Source organism: Curtobacterium sp. Csp2 (genome assembly GCF_013347165.1).
The window spans coordinates 1,265,205-1,282,254 of record NZ_CP054593.1; the positions used below are offsets into that span (position 1 = coordinate 1,265,205).

Annotated in this window: 16 protein-coding genes; 5 read left to right on the top strand and 11 right to left on the bottom strand. The window is 73.4% G+C overall.

Annotated elements, in window-relative coordinates; translation table 11 throughout:
• Positions 1–6: 6 nt before the first annotated feature.
• The 5 genes from HUN59_RS06320 to HUN59_RS06340 form a co-directional block, all read right to left on the bottom strand.
• The gene (locus HUN59_RS06320) at positions 7–1,590 is read right to left on the bottom strand and encodes an N-acyl-D-amino-acid deacylase family protein (RefSeq protein WP_174777878.1); all 1,584 of its coding nucleotides are present in this window, start codon (positions 1,588–1,590) and stop codon (positions 7–9) included.
• Positions 1,587–2,228, bottom strand: coding sequence for a bifunctional 4-hydroxy-2-oxoglutarate aldolase/2-dehydro-3-deoxy-phosphogluconate aldolase (locus tag HUN59_RS06325; protein WP_174777879.1), 642 nt, complete (start codon positions 2,226–2,228; stop codon positions 1,587–1,589). The genes HUN59_RS06320 and HUN59_RS06325 overlap by 4 nt, the downstream gene beginning before the upstream one ends.
• A gap of 79 nt (positions 2,229–2,307) precedes the next feature.
• Positions 2,308–3,288: a sugar kinase gene (locus tag HUN59_RS06330; RefSeq protein ID WP_058741401.1), complete on the bottom strand. Its 981-nt coding sequence runs from the start codon at positions 3,286–3,288 to the stop codon at positions 2,308–2,310.
• Entirely contained in the window at positions 3,285–4,115 is an 831-nt protein-coding gene (locus tag HUN59_RS06335) for an IclR family transcriptional regulator (protein ID WP_174779400.1), read from the bottom strand. The genes HUN59_RS06330 and HUN59_RS06335 overlap by 4 nt, the downstream gene beginning before the upstream one ends.
• Positions 4,115–5,419, bottom strand: coding sequence for an alanine racemase (locus tag HUN59_RS06340; RefSeq protein WP_174777880.1), 1,305 nt, complete (start codon positions 5,417–5,419; stop codon positions 4,115–4,117). The genes HUN59_RS06335 and HUN59_RS06340 overlap by 1 nt, the downstream gene beginning before the upstream one ends.
• Positions 5,420–5,557: 138 nt before the next feature.
• Here HUN59_RS06340 and HUN59_RS06345 point away from each other — a divergent pair, with 138 nt between their 5' ends.
• On the top strand, positions 5,558–6,961 hold the full coding sequence (locus HUN59_RS06345) for an MFS transporter (RefSeq protein ID WP_217483626.1): 1,404 nt from the start codon (positions 5,558–5,560) through the stop codon (positions 6,959–6,961).
• Between the two features lie 156 nt (positions 6,962–7,117).
• Positions 7,118–7,894 (top strand): endonuclease/exonuclease/phosphatase family protein, encoded by a 777-nt coding sequence (locus HUN59_RS06350; protein WP_083519868.1) that lies wholly within the window; start codon positions 7,118–7,120, stop codon positions 7,892–7,894.
• 368 nt (positions 7,895–8,262) lie between these two features.
• Here the strand turns inward: HUN59_RS06350 and HUN59_RS06355 are convergent, their stop codons facing one another.
• The 3 genes from HUN59_RS06355 to HUN59_RS06365 are packed head-to-tail and all read right to left on the bottom strand — an operon-like array spanning position 8,263 to position 10,921.
• Positions 8,263–8,937 carry a methionine ABC transporter permease gene (locus HUN59_RS06355; protein ID WP_217483627.1) on the bottom strand — a complete coding sequence of 225 codons (675 nt, stop codon included), beginning with the start codon at positions 8,935–8,937 and terminating at the stop codon, positions 8,263–8,265.
• Positions 8,934–9,974 carry a methionine ABC transporter ATP-binding protein gene (locus HUN59_RS06360; protein WP_174777881.1) on the bottom strand — a complete coding sequence of 347 codons (1,041 nt, stop codon included), beginning with the start codon at positions 9,972–9,974 and terminating at the stop codon, positions 8,934–8,936. Before HUN59_RS06360 ends, HUN59_RS06355 begins: the two co-directional genes overlap by 4 nt.
• Positions 9,974–10,921 (bottom strand): MetQ/NlpA family ABC transporter substrate-binding protein, encoded by a 948-nt coding sequence (locus tag HUN59_RS06365; RefSeq protein WP_174777882.1) that lies wholly within the window; start codon positions 10,919–10,921, stop codon positions 9,974–9,976. The genes HUN59_RS06360 and HUN59_RS06365 overlap by 1 nt, the downstream gene beginning before the upstream one ends.
• 173 nt (positions 10,922–11,094) lie before the next feature.
• On the opposite strand from HUN59_RS06365, the gene HUN59_RS06370 reads away from it, so the two are divergent.
• Positions 11,095–11,583 (top strand): 2'-5' RNA ligase family protein, encoded by a 489-nt coding sequence (locus HUN59_RS06370; protein WP_174777883.1) that lies wholly within the window; start codon positions 11,095–11,097, stop codon positions 11,581–11,583.
• Positions 11,584–11,614: 31 nt separating this feature from the next.
• Here HUN59_RS06370 and HUN59_RS06375 read toward each other — a convergent pair whose 3' ends face one another.
• The 3 genes from HUN59_RS06375 to HUN59_RS06385 all read right to left on the bottom strand — a co-directional run bounded on the left by HUN59_RS06375 (position 11,615) and on the right by HUN59_RS06385 (position 14,883).
• Complete coding sequence (locus HUN59_RS06375; protein ID WP_174777884.1) at positions 11,615–12,862, bottom strand: D-arabinono-1,4-lactone oxidase; 1,248 nt, start codon at positions 12,860–12,862, stop codon at positions 11,615–11,617.
• 153 nt (positions 12,863–13,015) lie between these two features.
• Positions 13,016–14,494: an MDR family MFS transporter gene (locus HUN59_RS06380; protein WP_174777885.1), complete on the bottom strand. Its 1,479-nt coding sequence runs from the start codon at positions 14,492–14,494 to the stop codon at positions 13,016–13,018.
• 107 nt (positions 14,495–14,601) lie between these two features.
• On the bottom strand, positions 14,602–14,883 hold the full coding sequence (locus HUN59_RS06385; RefSeq protein ID WP_058741392.1) for an acylphosphatase: 282 nt from the start codon (positions 14,881–14,883) through the stop codon (positions 14,602–14,604).
• Between the two features lie 101 nt (positions 14,884–14,984).
• Here HUN59_RS06385 and HUN59_RS06390 point away from each other — a divergent pair, with 101 nt between their 5' ends.
• Positions 14,985–15,746: an NUDIX hydrolase gene (locus tag HUN59_RS06390; protein ID WP_174777886.1), complete on the top strand. Its 762-nt coding sequence runs from the start codon at positions 14,985–14,987 to the stop codon at positions 15,744–15,746.
• A gap of 24 nt (positions 15,747–15,770) precedes the next feature.
• Positions 15,771–17,042 (top strand): quinolinate synthase NadA, encoded by a 1,272-nt coding sequence (nadA, locus tag HUN59_RS06395; RefSeq protein ID WP_174777887.1) that lies wholly within the window; start codon positions 15,771–15,773, stop codon positions 17,040–17,042.
• Positions 17,043–17,050: the final 8 nt, after the last annotated feature.

The following is a 17,050-nucleotide window of genomic DNA, read 5'->3' on the forward strand; positions in this document are numbered from 1 at the left end:
CTGCGCTCAGCGCGCGCGACGGAGCCCGACGCCGGGGGTCGCGTGCGTCGTGCGACCGGCGGCGAGCACCGGGACCCCGGCGACGAGGACGTCGTCGATGCCCTCGGCCCGCAGCGTCGGCGCGGCGTAGGTCGCCCGGGCCGTGACCCGCTCGGGGTCGACCACGACGAGGTCCGCGACCGCGCCGGCCCGGACCACGCCGCGGTCGCCGAGCCCGTGCAGCCCGACCGCCGTCGTCGCGAGGTGCCGCTGCGCCTCGTCCCACGTGAGCAGCCCGGGCCGGGCGAAGTCGCCGAGGTACCGCGCGAACGTGCCGGCCGCGCGCGGGTGCGGGTGGGTGCCGACGTGGATGCCGTCCGACCCGGCCGTGTGCCCCGGGTGGCGGAAGAGCGGCGCGAGCTGCTCGGGCGTGCGCGGCTCCGGGACCCGCATCACCACGGTCACCTGCAGCGCGGACGCGAGCAGCACGTCGAGCGCCAGGTCGACCGGTTCCGCCCCGGTGTCCGCTGCGGCCTGCGCGAGCGTCCGGCCCTGCAGTCCGTGGTGCGCGGCGGACGGCACGTGCGACAGCGTCACCTGCTCCGCCCACCCCGGGCCGAGGTCGGCGCGACCCGTCACCCGCTCGAGTGCGGCGGCCCGCACCCGCTCGCGGCCGGCGGGGTCGGCGAGGGCGTGGGCGAGGTCGTCGCTGCCGGGACGGGCGAGGGCCGACGGCAGGAGCAGCATCGACAGGATGGTGCAGCCGCGCGAGTACGGGTAGGCGTCGAACGACAACGGCACGCCCGCGGCCGCCAGGTCGTCGAGCGCCCCGAGGACCGTCTGCACCGGCCCGTGCAGGTGCGACACGTGCGCCCGGACGCCGGAGGCCCGGACGATCGCGGCGACCTCGTCGAGCCCGACCCGGACGTTCGCCTCGTACCCACCGCGCATGTGGGTCACGTAGAGCCCGTCCACCGCCGCGACCTCGGCGCACAGCGCGGCGAGCTCGTCGGCGTCGGCGGAGACCCCCGGCACGTAGTCGAGCCCGCTCGCGAGCCCGACCGCGCCCTCCGCGAGCCCGGCGCGCACGAGCGCCCGCATCCGTGCGGTCTCGTCGGGGGTCGCCGGGCGGTCCTCGTCGCCGATCACCTCGTGCCGGACCGTCCCGGCCGGCACGAGCGTCGCCACGTTCACGGGGGTGGTGCCGTCGTACGTCGACAGCAGCGCCGCCGTCCCGCCGCCCCGGTACCGCGGGTGCGGGCCGTCGATCGCCGCGAAGTACCGGTCTGCCCACGTCCCGTCGCCCGGTGCCGGGCCGACGCCGTCCTGGCCCGTGACGATCGTCGTGACGCCCTGGCGCAGCAGGGTCTCCTGGACGTCCTCGTCGAAGGCGCGTGAACCGGCGTGGGAGTGCACGTCGACGAAGCCGGGCAGGACGAGGCGCTCGCCGCAGTCCACCGTGACGGCGTCCGACGGTGGGCGCACCGCCGGCCCGACGGACGCGATCCGGCCGTCCCGGACGAGCACGTCCGCGCGGACCGGGCCGTCCGGACCGACCACGGCGCCACCGCGGAGGAGCACCGGGGAAGCGCCCTGGGGTGCCGCGGTCACCGTGTGATCTCCGCGACGAGCCGGGTCGCGCGCTCCCGCAGCGACGCCAGGTCGCCGGTGACGAGCGCGTCGCCGACGAGCGGGGACCCGAGCCCGACGGCGACCGCACCCGCCGCCAGGTAGTCGCGGACGTCGTCGATGCCGATGCCGCCCGTCGGGACGACGTCGACGAAGTCGAGCGGGGCGAGCACCTGGCGCAGGAACGCCGGGCCGCCGAGCTGCGCCGCGGGGAAGACCTTCACCGCACGGGCGCCGAGCTGCCACGCGCGGACGATCTCGCTCGGCGTCGCGGCGCCCGGGTACCAGCCGAGTCCGAGTGCATGGGCCCGCTCGCCGATCGCGGGGTCGGTGTGCGGGCTGACCGCGAAGGTCGCGCCGAGGGCGGCCGCCTCGTCGACCTGTCCGGGCTCCATCACGGTGCCGACGCCGACCGCGACGCCGCTGCCGTGGCGCTCGACGGTCCGGGCGATGCCCTCGCGCCAGCCCGGGGTGTTCGTCGTCAGCTCGACCGCGCGGACCCCGGCCTCGACGAGGGTCGTGACGACGGCCTCGACGTGCTCGCCCGTCCCGCCACGGAGGATCGCGACGGCGGGACCCGCGGCGTGCCGGTGGCGGGGGTGCGGGGCGGTGTCGGTCATGCGGGCTCCTGGTGGTCGCGGGCTCGTGGTCTGCGGTGCGGTGCGGTGCGGTGCGGTCGTGTGGTGGGGTCGTGCGGTGTCAGCGGTCGACGCGGTCGTGGACGTCGGCGGTGTCCGGCGTGCCCGGGCGGTGCAGTGCGGCGGGGTCGGGTCGGTGCCAGTCGCCCGCGACCGTGCACGCGAGCGCCCCGGCGTCGGCGGCACGGTCCAGCGCGGTCTCCGCCGGCGCCCCGGTCAGCGTCGCGGCGAGCCAGGCGGCGACGAACGCGTCCCCGGCGCCGACCGGGTCGACGACCCGCACGGGTGTGGCCGGGCGCCGCAGGGTCCGTCCGTCGACGACCGCGACGGCCCCGCGCGACCCGGCCTTCACGACCGCGGGGCCCCGCGACACGGCGGCGAGCGCGTGGGCGAGGTCCTCGTCGGTGCCCTCGTCGTCGCCGAGGCCCAGGAGCAGGCGGGCCTCGTCGTCACCGGCGAACAGGACGTCGGCGCGCTCGGCGACCGGACGGTAGACCCCCCGGGCGGTCGACGCGTCGACGAGCTTCGCCCGGTGGTTGACGTCGAACGACACCGGCACCCCGGCGGCGTCGGCGCGGTCGAGGACGGCATGGACGGTCGCCCGCGCGGTGTCGGACAGGGCGAGCGTGATGCCGGTCAGGTGCACCGCGGCCGCGCGTTCGACGAGTCCGGCGGGAACGTCCTCCGGCACGAGGGCCGACGCCGCGGAGTGCCGTCGGTGGTAGGTCACCCGCGTGCGGCCGTCGTGCAGGCGCTCCTTGACCATGAGGCCCGTCGAGCGGTCGGGGTCGACCACGGGGACGACGTCGACCCCGGCTGAGCGGACGTCGCGGAGCACGCGGTCGCCGGCCGGGTCCGCGCCGACCCGACCGACCCACGTCGCGGGGACGCCGGCACGGACGAGCCCGATCGCGACGTTGCTCTCGGCGCCGCCGGTGTCGACCCGGAGGTGCTCGAGTTCGGCGACCTCGCCGGGCTCGGTGCCGCTGAGCAGGAGCATCGTCTCGCCGACGGTCACCACGGCGCCGGTCGGCTCGGTCACCGGACGCCGCCGGAGCTCGCGGTGCGGGCGAGGGCCAGCCCGGCGGAGGACGACCCGAGCGCCACCGACACCTCGAGTGCGGTCCGGACGACGCCCTCGCCGAGCTCCCGGACGGCCGCGGCGGGGAAGCGGGAGGCCAGCCCGGAGATGCTCATCGCCCCGACGACCTGGTTCGCGTGGTCGAGCACGGGCGCGGCGACGCAGCGGATGCCCGGTTCGTTCTCGCGGTCGTCGATGCCGTAGCCGCGCGCGCGGGTCCGCTCGACCTCCTGCCGCCAGCGGTCGTCGTCCGTGATCGTCTGGTCGGTCATCGCGACGGCCGGTACGGCCAGGACCTGTGCCAGGAGCTCGGGCTCGCCGAACGCCACGATCGCCTTGCCCGAGGCCGTGTTGCGCATCGGCAGGCGGTTCCCGATCCGCGACCCCATCCGGACGGTGCCTCGGGTCTCGACCTTGTCGACGTAGACGATGTCGGTGCCGTCCGGAACGACCAGGTGGCAGGTGAGCCCGGTGGCCTCGGCCGTCCGGCGGAGGAACGGTGCCGCGGCGGCGCGCAGGTCGATGCCCTCCAGGTAGCTCTGCCCGAGCAGCAGCGCGCCGAGGCCGAGCGTGAAGCCGGCCTCGGGCGTCCGGCGGAGCAGGTCGGTCTCGAGCATCGGGGCCGTCAGTCGCAGCACGGTCGACTTCGCCGTGCCGAGCTCCGCCGCAAGCTCGGTCAGGGACACCGACGCGGCGCCGCCCCGGGTCCGGTCCGCGACGTGCTCGAGCAGCCGCAGCCCGCGGCGGAGCGACAGCGCGGCGTTCCGGGCCGGCACCTCCGCGGTCATCAGAACCACGTCCCGATCGTCTGCACGACGGTGTCGTCGTCGTCGAGGATCCGCACCTGACGCCACTTGTCGAACACCGTGCACGGGTGCGAGACCCCGAGCACGACGACGTCGCCCGGCGTGAGCCGGGGTGCGTCGTCCGTCAGCGCGAGGTAGCAGTGCTGGTCGTCCAGGCGCACCACGGTGACCGCCCCGGGTGGCGGGACGACCTGCGGGTCGTGCGCCGTGCCTCCAGGCCGGATCCCCCGCACGACGGGCAGGCCCTCGTCGAAGGAGACGTCGCGCTTGCCGATCGCGACGAAGGCGCGACCCGGTTCCGGGCACGAGGTGACGCGGCCCCAGACCTCGATCGCCGGGCGGAGGGAGCCCTCCTCGGGGCGGCGGCCGAAGGGCGTGCGCTCAGCGTAGAAGCCGTCGTCGTGGGTCAGGTACGCGCCGGAGCGGAGCAGCACGTCGACGTCAGCGGGCCGGTCCGCGAGCGCGTCGACCACGCCGTCGAACCAGGCGCTGCCGCCCATGCTGAGGAGCATCCGGTCGGTGTGGACGAGCGGGCGGAGGTCGGCGGCGACGGCGGCGACGCCGGCGACCCAGCGTCGGGCGGTGTCGACGTCGGGCAGGCCGCCCTCGTACCCGGTGACGCCCCGGAGGACCAGGCCCGCGTCGACGGCTGCCTGTGCGACGGTGCGGGCCTCGGCGGGGGAGCGCACGCCGGTGCGGCCACCGGGGAAGCCGACCTCGACCAGGACGTGGACCGTGCCGCCGGTGCGCGCCTGCGCGGCGGAGGCGGCGGCGACGCCGGCGAGCGAGTCGACGTTGCAGAGGACGTCGACGGGTGTCGGTGCGGTCGCCGCCGGTGCGTCGGTGCTCGCGTCCGTGCCGGTGCTCGCGTCGGTGGCCTCGCCGCGGGTGGCGAGCCAGTCGAGGCCCGCCGGGTCGAGCACCTCGTTCGCGACGAGGACCCGCCGCACCCCGTGTGCCCACGCCACCATCGCCTGCTGCACGGAGGCGACCGTGACGCCCCACGCGCCGGCGCGGAGCTGCCGCTCGACCAGGGCTGGCGCCATGTGGGTCTTCATGTGCGGGGCGAGCAGCAGGCCGTGGCGGTCGACGTAGGCCTGCATGACGGCGGTGTTGTGCGCCAGGGCGGAGTCGCGGAGGGTCATGACGGGCAGGTGCGCGTGGTCGAGCACGTGGGGGCGTGCCGGTGCCGCCGGATCGGGTGCGCCCTTGTCGGTCACGGTGGCGGGGCGGTCGGCGGCGTCCTCGCGCTCCGGTGCGGCCGGGCGGTCGGGGGTGGTGGCCATCGGTCCTCCTGCTGGTCGCGGTGGTCCCACCGTCCACGGGGGAGGCGCCGCCGGGCAACGTCGTCGTCCTCCCCATTGTGCGGTGCAGAACCATCCCGGGTGTGGCGGAAACCGAGCGGGCATAGCATTCGAGGCGACATGACGACGATGACGACGACCCGACGGCGGGGGAGCACGGCGGTGGCGGTGCTCGTCGCCGGCACCTACTTCATGGAGCTCCTGGACGGGACGATCCTCGCGACCGCTGCGCCGGCGATGGGACGGGACCTCGGGGTCGACTCCGCGGCCGTCGGCGTCGCGATCACGGCGTACCTCGTCACCCTCGCGGTGTTCATCCCGGTCAGCGGGTGGCTCACGGACCGGATCGGTTCCCGCACGGTCTTCGCGGGCGCGATCGTGCTCTTCACGGTCGCCTCCGGGCTGTGCGCGATGGCGACGGGACTCGTCGACCTGACGATCTGGCGCATCGTGCAGGGCCTCGGTGGGGCGCTCATGGTGCCGGTCGGCCGCCTGGTGGTCCTGCGGAGCGCCGGGCGGGACCAGCTCGTCCGCGCCATCGCGATCCTGACCTGGCCGGCACTCGCGGCACCGATCGTCGCGCCCTTCGTCGGCGGGGTGCTCGTCGACACCCTGAGCTGGCACTGGATCTTCCTCGTCAACATCCCCCTCGGCGTCGTCGCGTTCGTCGCGGCGCTCGTCCTGGTCCCGCAGGAGCGCGCGCCGGAACGCGTGCCGTTCGACTGGTTCGGGTCGCTGCTGGCGTGCTTCGGCCTCGGTGCCCTCGTCGTGATGGCCTCGCTGCTCGCGCTCGACGACATCCCCGTGGTCGCGGTCGTCGTGTCCGGGATCGTCGGCGCGGTGTGCTCCTGGCAGGCCGTCCGGCACTTCCGCCGCGCGCCGCACCCGATCATGGGGCTGGAGTCCTTCCGGCTCGAGACCTTCCGGGTCTCGCACGCCGGCGGCAGCCTGTTCCGCCTGGCCGTCTCGGCGGTGCCGTTCGTCCTGCCGCTGCTGTTCCAGGACGCGTGGGGGTGGAGCGCCGTCCTTGCGGGTTCGGCCGTGCTCTGGGTCTTCGTCGGCAACCTCGGGATCAAGCCCATGACGACGCCGTTCCTGCGGTGGTTCGGGTACCGGGCGGTCATCGTCGTGTCGAGTGCCGTCGCCGCGCTGACGGTCGTCGCGATGGTGTTCATGACCGAGGACACCCCGTTCTGGCTCCTCGCGCTCCTGCTCGTGGTGAGCGGCGCCGCACGGTCAGTGGGCTTCACCGCGTACAACACGATCGCGTTCGCGGACGTCGAGCAGGCGGACATGACGCCGGCGAACACCCTGTCGTCGACGCTGCAGCAGGTCGCCGCCGGGTTCGGCGTCGCGGTCGCCGCCGTCGCGATCCGGGCAGCGGCCGGCCTCGGCGGGTCCGGGCCGTACCACGTGGCGTTCTGGGTGGTCGCGGCGCTGCTCGCGGTGGCCTGCCTGGAGGGCGTGCTCATGAGCCGGACCGCCGGCGAGACCGTCCGGCCCGTGCGGCGCGCGCGTGCCTGAGCGCGGCGCGGCGCGGGGCCGGGCCGCGCCGTCATCCGTTTCCGACACGGTCACACGCGCGAAACCCGGGGTGCGCTACGGTCACAGCAACTGTCCGCGACAGCCGAGTACGGTGACCGCGGCAGGGTGACCGAGACACCCAGGACGGAAGGCAGCATGGCCGGGCCACAGCAGCAGGGATCGATCGCAGCCGACGCGGCTGTGGAGCCGACGGCCCTGCGCGTCGTGAGCTACAACCTGCGCGAGCACACCGCCAACGGCGAGCTCGCCGCCCTCGCAGAGGCGTCCGACGCCGACGTCATCTGCGTCCAGGAGTGCGACAGCAACGACCTCGCGCCTCAGGTCGGTGGGCTCTCGCTCGCGGCCTCCACCAAGGCGAACCGACTCGGTCTGGCGATCTACAAGCGGGACGACCGGTTCGAGGTCGAGGACTTCAGCATCCACTCACTGCAGAAGTCCCTGCACGACCGGGTCCTCGCGCCCGCGCACGAGCGCCTCATCGCGATGCGCCTCCGCGACACCGAGGCAGACACCGAGGTCATCGTCGCCTCCTTCCACGCCTCGCCGCTCACCGCCACGAACTCCCTGCGCCGCAAGCAGATCGAGGCCGCGCACCAGTTCGTCCGCGACCTGTCGGACGAGGCTCCGGCGATCATGGTCGGCGACTTCAACTACCCGTGGTTCCAGACGAACCTGCGCCGGAAGATCGAGGAGCACGGCTTCGCGCTGTCGCTGTCCGACCAGCCCACCTACCTGCGCTACCGCAAGTTCACGGGCCACTTCGACTTCGCCACGAGCGTCGGCCTGCACATCGCGGGCGTGGAGACCCTGCCCGCGGGCATCTCCGACCACCGGCCGATCCTGGTCCGGGCGCACTACGAGCACCCGGGTGCGACCGGCGCGGTCCGCGTACCGGAGGCTCCCGCCGCCTGACGGGCAGGCCGCTCGCACGGGACGCTCGCACGGCGGAGCGCCGGAGCGGGTGCCAGCGGGGCGCCGAGCGTGCAGGACTCGCCGCGTGCGGGGCGCCGAGCGTGCACGGAACGTCGGGAGGTCGCGCCGAGCGCGACAGATGTGGCCCGCTCGGCGCGCGGCCGCCCGGCTCGGGCATCGACGCGCGAGCGTGCAGGACACGCCGCGTGCGGGGCGCCGAGCGTGCACGGAACGTCGGGAGGACGCGCCGAGCGCGACAGATGTGGCCCGCTCGGCGCGCGGCCCGGCGGTCTGCCGCACCGACGACGGACGGGAGGCACGGTGCCAGCCGGCACCGTGCCTCCCGTCCGTGGGGTGGTCGCGTCGCGTCAGCGACGCAGCGTGGCGCGCGCCAACCGGTTGCCGACCAGCTGCCCGAGCTGGACGATGACCACGATCGCCGCGACGGACACGTACACGATCCACCAGTCGTACCGCTGCGACCCGTACACGATCGCGTACTCGCCGAGACCGCCGCCGCCGATGAGCGCTCCCTGCGCGGTCATGTCGACGATGCCCACGAAGATGAACGTGTACCCGAGGATGAGCGGCCCGATGCCCTCCGGGATGAGCACGGTCAGCAGGATCGACACCGGGTGTGCGCCCGAGGCCCGTGCGGCCTCGACGACACCCGGGTCGACAGCGAGCAGGTTCTGCTCGACGATCCGGGCGACCGCGAACGACGCCGCGAGGGAGATCGCGAAGGTCACCGCGGGGACCCCGATCGTGGTCTGCACGGCGACGCGGGACAGGGGCGCGATCGCCGCGAGGAAGATCACGAACGGGATCGGTCGGACGATGTTCACGACCACGTTGACGATCGTGTGGACCGTCCGGTTGCCGAGCAGGTTGCCCGGACGGGTGGCGTACAGGACGAGTCCGAGCGCCAGGCCGATGACCCCGGCGACGACGAGGGACACCAGCGTCATCACGAGGGTGTCGCGGATCGCGGTGAAGAACACGTCGGACGTGTCGATCACGCTCTGGAAGCCGTTGCCGTTCACGCTGCCACCTCCTCGTCGACGGTGATGCCCCCGGCGCGGAGCGCACCGACCGCCCGGTCGACGGCCGCCGGGTCCGGCGCCGTCAGTTCGTAGGTCAGGGACCCGATCCGGCGCTCGCGGATCTCACCGACGCCGCCGAACACGAGCTCGGCGCCGACCCCGGCGTCGCGCCAGGCGGCGTCGATCCGGTTCTGCAGGCCGACCTCGTCGGTGATGCGCACGGTGACGAGCCGCCCGCGATGGTGCTCGCGGAGCCGGGCGAGCTGCTCGCCGGAGGGCCGGTCGTGCAGCGCGGTCCGGACGAACCGTTGCGCGGCGCCGGTCTGCGGGTCCGCGAACACGTCGTAGACGTCGCCGACCTCGACCACGCGGCCCTGCTCCATGACGGCCACCCGGTCCGCGATCTGGCGGACGGCGTCCATCTCGTGGGTGATGACGATGATCGTCACGCCGAGTTCCCGGTTGACGCGGCGCAGGAGCGCGAGGACCTCGGCCGTGGTCTCGGGGTCGAGGGCACTCGTGGCCTCGTCCGCGAGCAGCAGCTCGGGGTTCGAGGCCAGCGCCCGGGCGATGCCGACGCGCTGCTTCTGCCCGCCGGAGAGCTGCTCCGGGTAGGCGTGGGCACGCTCGAGCAGCCCGACGAAGTCGAGCAGCTCGGCCACGCGGCGGTCCCGCTCGGCCTTCGCGACACCGGCGACCTTGAGCGGGTACGCGACGTTGCCGGCGATCGTGCGGGACCGGAAGAGGTTGAACTGCTGGAAGACCATGCCGATCTTCCGACGCGCCAGACGGCGGTCCCGCTCGGGGATCGCCGTCAGCTCCTGCCCGCCGACCGTGACGCTGCCCGACGAGGGCAGCTCGAGGGCGTTGACGAGCCGGACCAGGGTGGACTTGCCGGCGCCGGAGTACCCGATGACGCCGAGGACCTCTCCCCGGTGCACGTCCAGGGAGACGTCCTCGACGGCCACCACGGTCTCGCCGGTGTCGGCGCGACGGTAGTGCTTCGAGACGCCGCGGAGTTCGACGAGGACCGGCACTACTGCTTGGCCGCCTTCGCGTCCTGCTCGACCTTCGCGAGCTCGTCCTGCAGCTTCGTGGCGCTCTCGTCGCGGGAGACCGCCTCGGGCAGGTCCTGCTTGAAGGCCTTCTGCACCGCGGAGTCCTGGAAGAGCTTCGCGAGGTCCAGGTAGGTCTTGTTGTCCTTGTCGGCGTCGCGCACCGCGAAGACGTTGACGTACGGGGCAGCGCTCGCGCTCGCGGGGTCGTCCTGGAAGATGATGTCGCTCGTCGGCAGCTTGGCCGCGGTGGCGAAGTTGTTGTTCACGACGGCCGCGGCGACCGAGCCCTGCTGCAGGGCGTTCGCGGTCTGCGAGGCGTCGAGCGGCTGGACGTCGACCTTCGACGACGTGATGTCGGTCGTCGTCGAGAACGCGGAGCCGCCGTCCTTCAGCTCGAGGAGCTTCGCGGACTGCAGGATGAGGAGCGCCCGCGCCTGGTTGATCGAGTCGTTCGGGATCGCGACCTTGGCGTCCTTCGGCAGCTCGCTCGTCTTCGTGTAGTCCGTCGCGTAGAGCGGCAGCGGGTACACGGCGGTCGAACCGATCGGCTGCAGGTCGTCGTCCGACGTGACGTTGTAGTCCGCCAGGTACTGGATGTGCTGGAACTGGTTGATGTCCAGCTGGCCGTCCTTCAGCGCGGGGTTCGGCAGCGAGTAGTCCGAGAAGTTGGTGAGCTTCACCGTGACACCGAGCTCGTCCTTCGCCAGCTTCGTGTACGTGCTCCAGTAGCCGAGCGACTTGTCGGCGACGCCGATCGTCACGGTCTTCTGGGCGCCCCCGGCGGCGGTGCTTTCCGAACCGCCGGAACGGACGGCACCGACGATGACGGCGACGACGATCGCGACGACGACCACCGCGGCGGCGATGATCCAGCCGATCGGGCGCTTGCTCCTCGGCTTCTCGGGCAGGACGGGTGCTGCGGACATGGGTGCTCCTCGTGGGCCGTGCTGTGGGGTCGCGGTGGTCCGCGGTGTGCGATCGAGTGTGACGGGCGGTCGGGGCACCGGGCCAATCCCGTTCCGTCGTGTTACATCCCGTGGTTCTCCACAGGACGCCGTCCACGAGCCCGTCTGACGTGTCCGGTTGGTTGACTCGTCCCGTGCGCAGCATCGAACTCGTCCTCACCCCCGACGCCGACCGAGCCGTCCGAGCGGCGTGGGACGCCCTGGCCCTCGCCGACCTGCCGAGCCTCGGCCGGTCCGGCACGAACGACCCGCACGTCACGGTCGTCGCCGGCGAGGGCGTCACCGTCCCGGACGCGATCGCGACCCCGCCCGTGCAGCTGCGGCTCGGCGGCGTTCTGCTCTTCCCCGCGGGGCCCGGGCGGTCGGTGCTCGCCCGGGCGGTCGTGGTCGGTCCGGCGCTCGCGGCGTTCCACGCGGCCGTGCACCGAGCCACGCGGGAAACGGTCGACACCTCGGCACCCGGGGCGTGGTCGCCGCACGTCACCTTCGCGCGTCGGGTCCGGGACGTCGACCTCGGGGCGGCGGTCGCCGCGCTGCGCTCGGCACCACTGCCGGACACGCTGGGCGTGGCGGGCGTGCGTCACTGGGACGGCGAGACGAAGACGGTCACCCGGCTCACGTGATCGGGATCGACGGCCGGACTGGAGGCACGGTTCAGGTCCGCAGCACTCGCTCGCCGAAGGCGGACGCGAACGTCCGCTGCGGGTCCGCCGCGGCCGCCAGCCGGCGGAAGTCGGGCAGCCGCGGCCAGAGGCGCTCGACGGTCTCCGCGTCCAGGGAGCTCATCTTGCCCCAGTGCGGTCGGCCGTCGAACGGGGCGAGGAGCGCCTCGAGGTCGGGGAGCAGGGCCGCGACCGCCTCCGGGTGCTTCTGCCAGGTGAAGGCGATGCAGAGCACGTCCTCGCCCTGGGTCGGGCTGAGCCAGAACGGGTCGGCGGCCATCGTCCGGAGCTCGCACACGTGCAGGTGTGGCTGGATGCGGGCGGCCATCGTGCGGACGGCGTCCAGCGCGGGCGCCGCGAGCCGCAGCGGCACGAAGTGTTCGCTCTGCACCTCGGAGCCGTGGGACGGGACGGTGTCGATCGGGAAGTGCGGCAGCCGGTCCCACCACGGGCCGACGGATCCGTCCCGGGCGGTGTGGTGGCCGTCCGCGGGGCGACCGGGCAGCCGTGGGGCGCCGACGAGGTCGTCCGGGACCGGGACGTCGTCCGCACCGTCGGGGACGCGCGACTTCAGCAGGACCTCGCCGACCTCGTCACCGAAGACCGTGTAGGCGCACACCGAGTACGCACTCGCGTGGACCGCGGCGACGTTCGCGACGTAGACGTCCCATGGAAGCGGACCGTAGGAGTCCTGGCGCATCCGGTAGGTCCGTTCGACGTCGACCTCGACCCGGGTGACGACGCCGAGGAGACCGAGGTGCAGCACGGCGCCGTCGAAGTCGGGGTCACCACGGCGCAGGGTCCGCCGCGACCCGTCCGGACCGAGCAGCTCGAACGCCCGGACTGCGGTGCTCAGCGAGCCGAGGGCGGTGCCGGAGCCGTGCGTCCCGGTGGCGATGGCACCGCCGAGGGAGATGTGGGGGAGTGACCCGGTGTTGTGCAGGGCGACCCCGGTCCGGTCGAGCTCGGGCGCGACGACGCCGTACCGGGTGCCGGCGCCCATGGTCGCGGTGCCGGCGGCGGTGTCCACGACCAGGTCGGTGGGGACGTCCGACAGGTCGATCAGCACGCCGGGGGCGTCGGCGACGTCGTTGAAGGAGTGCCGGGTGCCGAGACCGTGGACGCGGGACTCCCGGGCGACGATCTCGGCGGCCTCGTCGATCGAGCGCGGCCGCTCCACCCGCCGGGCCGAGTAGGTGACCGTGCCGGACCAGTTCAGCTCGCGCGCCGTCGACCGCATGCCCTCACGATGCCACGCGGGTGCCCGGCGCGGTAGCGGTGTCCGCGGACCACGACGTCGACGAACCACGTTCCCGACGTCGAACCAGGGATCAGGGCTGGTTCGACGTCGGGAACGTGGTTCGACCCGGGGCGCGGTGCGCGCCGACGGGCCTCAGTGCACGACGGGCGTGGGTGCGCCCTCCGGGGTGTCCGGCCGGCGCACGAGCGCCGAGGTCGCGATCCCGGCGAGCGAGATCACCGCCCCGACGAGGAACGCCGTGGCGACACCGGACGCCGTCGCGGAGCGCACGCCCTCGGCGTCCGCCCCGGCACCGGCCGACGCGGCGCCGATCGTCAGGAGCGTCACGAACAGGGCCGTCCCGGCTGCGCCGGCCAGCTGCTGCGTGGTGCCGAGCACCGCGCTGCCGTGCGAGTACAGGCGCTGCGGCAGCCCGCCGAGCGCCGCGGTGAACAGCGGGGTGAACGTCAGGGCGAGGCCGAGGCTCAGCACGACGTGCGCACCGAGGACGAACCACACGCTCGTGTCCGCGCCGACCGTCGAGAGCGCCCAGAGCACGGCGCTGATGATGATCGAGCCGGGGATCAGCAGCACGCGCGGACCGCGACGGTCGTAGATGCGCCCGACGACGGGGGACAGGAGGCCCATGAGCAGCCCGCCGGGGAGCAGGAGCAGCCCGACCTGCAGGACCTCGAGCCCGAGCACGCGCTCGAGGTAGATCGGCAGCAGGATGAGCGTCCCGAACATCGCCATGAAGCTCAGCCCCATCGCGACGATCGGGATCGTGAAGCCGCGAGTCCGGAAGGTCCGCAGGTCGAGCAGGGCGCTGTCGGTGCGCTGCAGACGGGTCTGCCGCAGGACGAACACCACGAGGGCGACGACCCCGACGACCAGGGCCGCGACGGGGACGAGCGGACCGGTCGACCCCGCCTCGCCGAGGCTGGACAGGCCGAACACGATGCCGCCGAACGCGAAGGCCGACACCACGACGGAGAGCACGTCGAGCGGCGCCTTCCGCGGCGTCGAGACGTTCCGGACCTTCAGGGCGCCGAGGACGAGCGCGACGATCGCGATCGGCAGGACGAAGCCGAACAGCCAGCGCCACGAGAAGGCGTTGAGGATGAGCCCGGAGATCGTCGGTCCGACGGCGGGTGCCACCGAGATGACGATCGAGATGTTGCCCATGATGCGGCCGCGGTGCGCGGGCTCGACGAGGTTCAGGACCGTCGTCATGAGGAGCGGCATCATGATCGCCGTGCCGCTGGCCTGCACGATGCGGCCGACGAGCAGCATCGGGAAGCCCGTCGCGACGAGGGCGATCAGCGTCCCGCCGGCGAACAGGCTCATCGCCCAGGTGAAGACCGGCCGGGTGTGGAACCGCTGGAGCAGGAAGCCCGTGACCGGGATCACCACGGCCATGGTGAGCAGGAAGCCCGTGGTGAGCCACTGGCCGGTCGCCGCACTGATGCCGAGGTCGTCCATGAGCCGGGGGAGCGCGACGCCCATGATCGTCTCGTTGAGGATCACCACGAACGCGGAGACGAGCAGCAGCCCGATCACGAGTCGGGTCTCGCCGGGGGACGGCTGCGCGACGCTCCCGGTGCGGGGTGCGGAATCGACGGCCTGGGTCATGCTGGGCTCCTGACGGGCTCACGGCGTGGGCGGGGCGCCGAGGGCGCAGACGGGGCAACATCCTGAGCGGACGTCCACATTCCCGATCAGTGCAGGACCGATCCCGATCAGTGCAGGATCGCGAACCCGTCCCCGTCGCCGTGCGGCACCACCGTCCGCAACGACACGTCCGTCACCGTGGCCGACGGCGGCCCGGTCCGGATGAACGCCATGAGCGCGTCCACCGCGGCCGACGGCCCCTCTGCCTCGACCTCCACCGTCCCGTCGAACAGGTTCCTGGCGTACCCGACGAGCTCGAGCCCGTCGGCCTTCCGTGCGGTCCAGTACCGGAACCCGACCCCCTGGACCGTGCCCGACACCACGGCGTGCATCCTCGTCACCGTCGTCATGGACCCGAACGTAGGCCGCGATGCGTCCTCCGGCATTTCCGCCGTGTTCCGATCGCGTGAACGGTGATAGTGTCACTGCAACCCGAACACTTCGAGTCGACATGACACTATCTCCTGAACCCGCACCCACCGCCATCCGCGTCGCGGTCTCCACCGTGATCGTGGCGCTGCGCCCGCACCCGGACACCGGGGCGCCGGCGCTCTGGATGCCGCTCGTGCGCCGCGTCGCCGAGCCGTTCGAGGGGTCGTGGGCGTTGCCGGGCGGCTGGGTCGGTCCGGACGAGGGGCTCGAGGACTCCGCCGCCGCCCGCCTCCGCGAGACGACGAACGTGCAGCCGCGGTACCTCGAGCAGCTCTACGCCTTCGGTGACGTCGAGCGCTCCCCGAGCCGGGTCGTGTCGATCGTGTACTGGGCCCTCGTGCACCCGGACGAGGCGAGCTCGGTGCCGGACGACTGGAACGTGCGGTGGTTCCTCGCCGACGAGCACCCGCCGCTCGCGTTCGACCACGACCGCATCGTCGAGTACGCCCTCTGGCGCCTGCGCACCAAGATGTCGTACTCGCGGATCGCCCAGGCGTTCCTCGGCGACCGCTTCACCCTGACCGAGCTCCGCGGTGTGTACGAGGCCGTGCTCGGGCGGGCGCTCGACCCCGCGAACTTCCGTCGGCAGGTGGCGCAGGGCGACGCCGTGCTCCCCACCGACGAGACGACGAGCGGCGGGCGGCACCGTCCGGCCCGGCTCTACCGCTCCAACCCCGACCTCGCGTACGCCGACAACGGCCCCCTCACGCCGACGACGGCCGCGACGGCCGCGACGGCCGCGACGGCCGCCGCGACGACCGTCACCGCCGCGTCCCACTAGACACCCCGAACCGAAGGAAGCACCGTGTCCATCGCGACCACCATCGAGCTCATCTCCAATGGCCGGGCCGACGGCAGCACGTGCACGCCCGACCTCGCGGCGCCCACGTGGGACTTCGACGCGCGCCCCGGCTACGGCCCGGGCTCCTCGATGTCCGACGTCATCCCGACGGGTGCTCCGCGGCAGGGGCAGATCCCGGAGGAGTACAAGACCGCGAGCGACGATGAGCTGCACGCCCGCATCGAGCGCGCGAAGGCGACCCTGGGGGACCGCGTCGTGGTGCTCGGGCACTTCTACCAGCGCGACGAGGTCGTCCGGCACGCCGACTTCCTCGGCGACTCGTTCCAGCTCGCGAACGCCGCCCTGACCAAGCCCGACGCCGAGGCGATCGTCTTCTGCGGTGTGCACTTCATGGCGGAGACGGCGGACATCCTGGCGCGCGACGACCAGCGCGTGATCCTGCCGAACCTCGCCGCCGGGTGCTCGATGGCCGACATGGCCGACATCGACAGCGTCGAGCAGGCCTGGGCCGAGCTCGAGCAGGTCTACGGCACCGGACCGGACGCCGACGGCCGCGTCCCGGTCATCCCCGTCACGTACATGAACTCCGCCGCGGACCTCAAGGCGTTCTGCGGTCGGCACGGCGGCATCGTCTGCACGAGCTCGAACGCGGCGACGGTGCTCGAGTGGGCGTTCGAGCGCGGGCAGCGCGTGCTCTTCTTCCCCGACCAGCACCTCGGCCGCAACACCGCGAAGGCCATGGGCGTCAGTACCGACCGCATGCCGATGTGGAACCCGCGCAAGCCCCTCGGCGGCAACACCGCCCAGGAGCTGCAGGACGCGCAGGTGGTCCTCTGGCACGGGTTCTGCTCGGTGCACCGTCGCTTCACGGTCGGCCAGATCGAGCAGGCACGACGGGACCACCCGGGCGTGCAGGTCATCGTGCACCCGGAGTGTCCGATGGCCGTCGTCGACGCCGCCGACGCCGCCGGCAGCACCGACCTGATCCGCCGGACCGTCGCCGCGGCGACCGAACCGACGACGTTCGCGATCGGCACCGAGATCAACATGGTGAACCGGCTCGCCGCCGAGTTCCCGCAGCACACGATCTTCTGCCTGGACCCCGTCGTGTGCCCGTGCTCGACGATGTACCGCATCCACCCGGGCTACCTCGCGTGGGTCCTCGAGGCGCTCGTCCGCGGCGAGGTCCTCAACGAGATCGTCGTCCCCGCCGACGTCCAGGCCGACGCCCGGGTCGCCCTAGAGCGCATGCTCGCCGCGAAGCCGCGCGGCTGACGGACGGC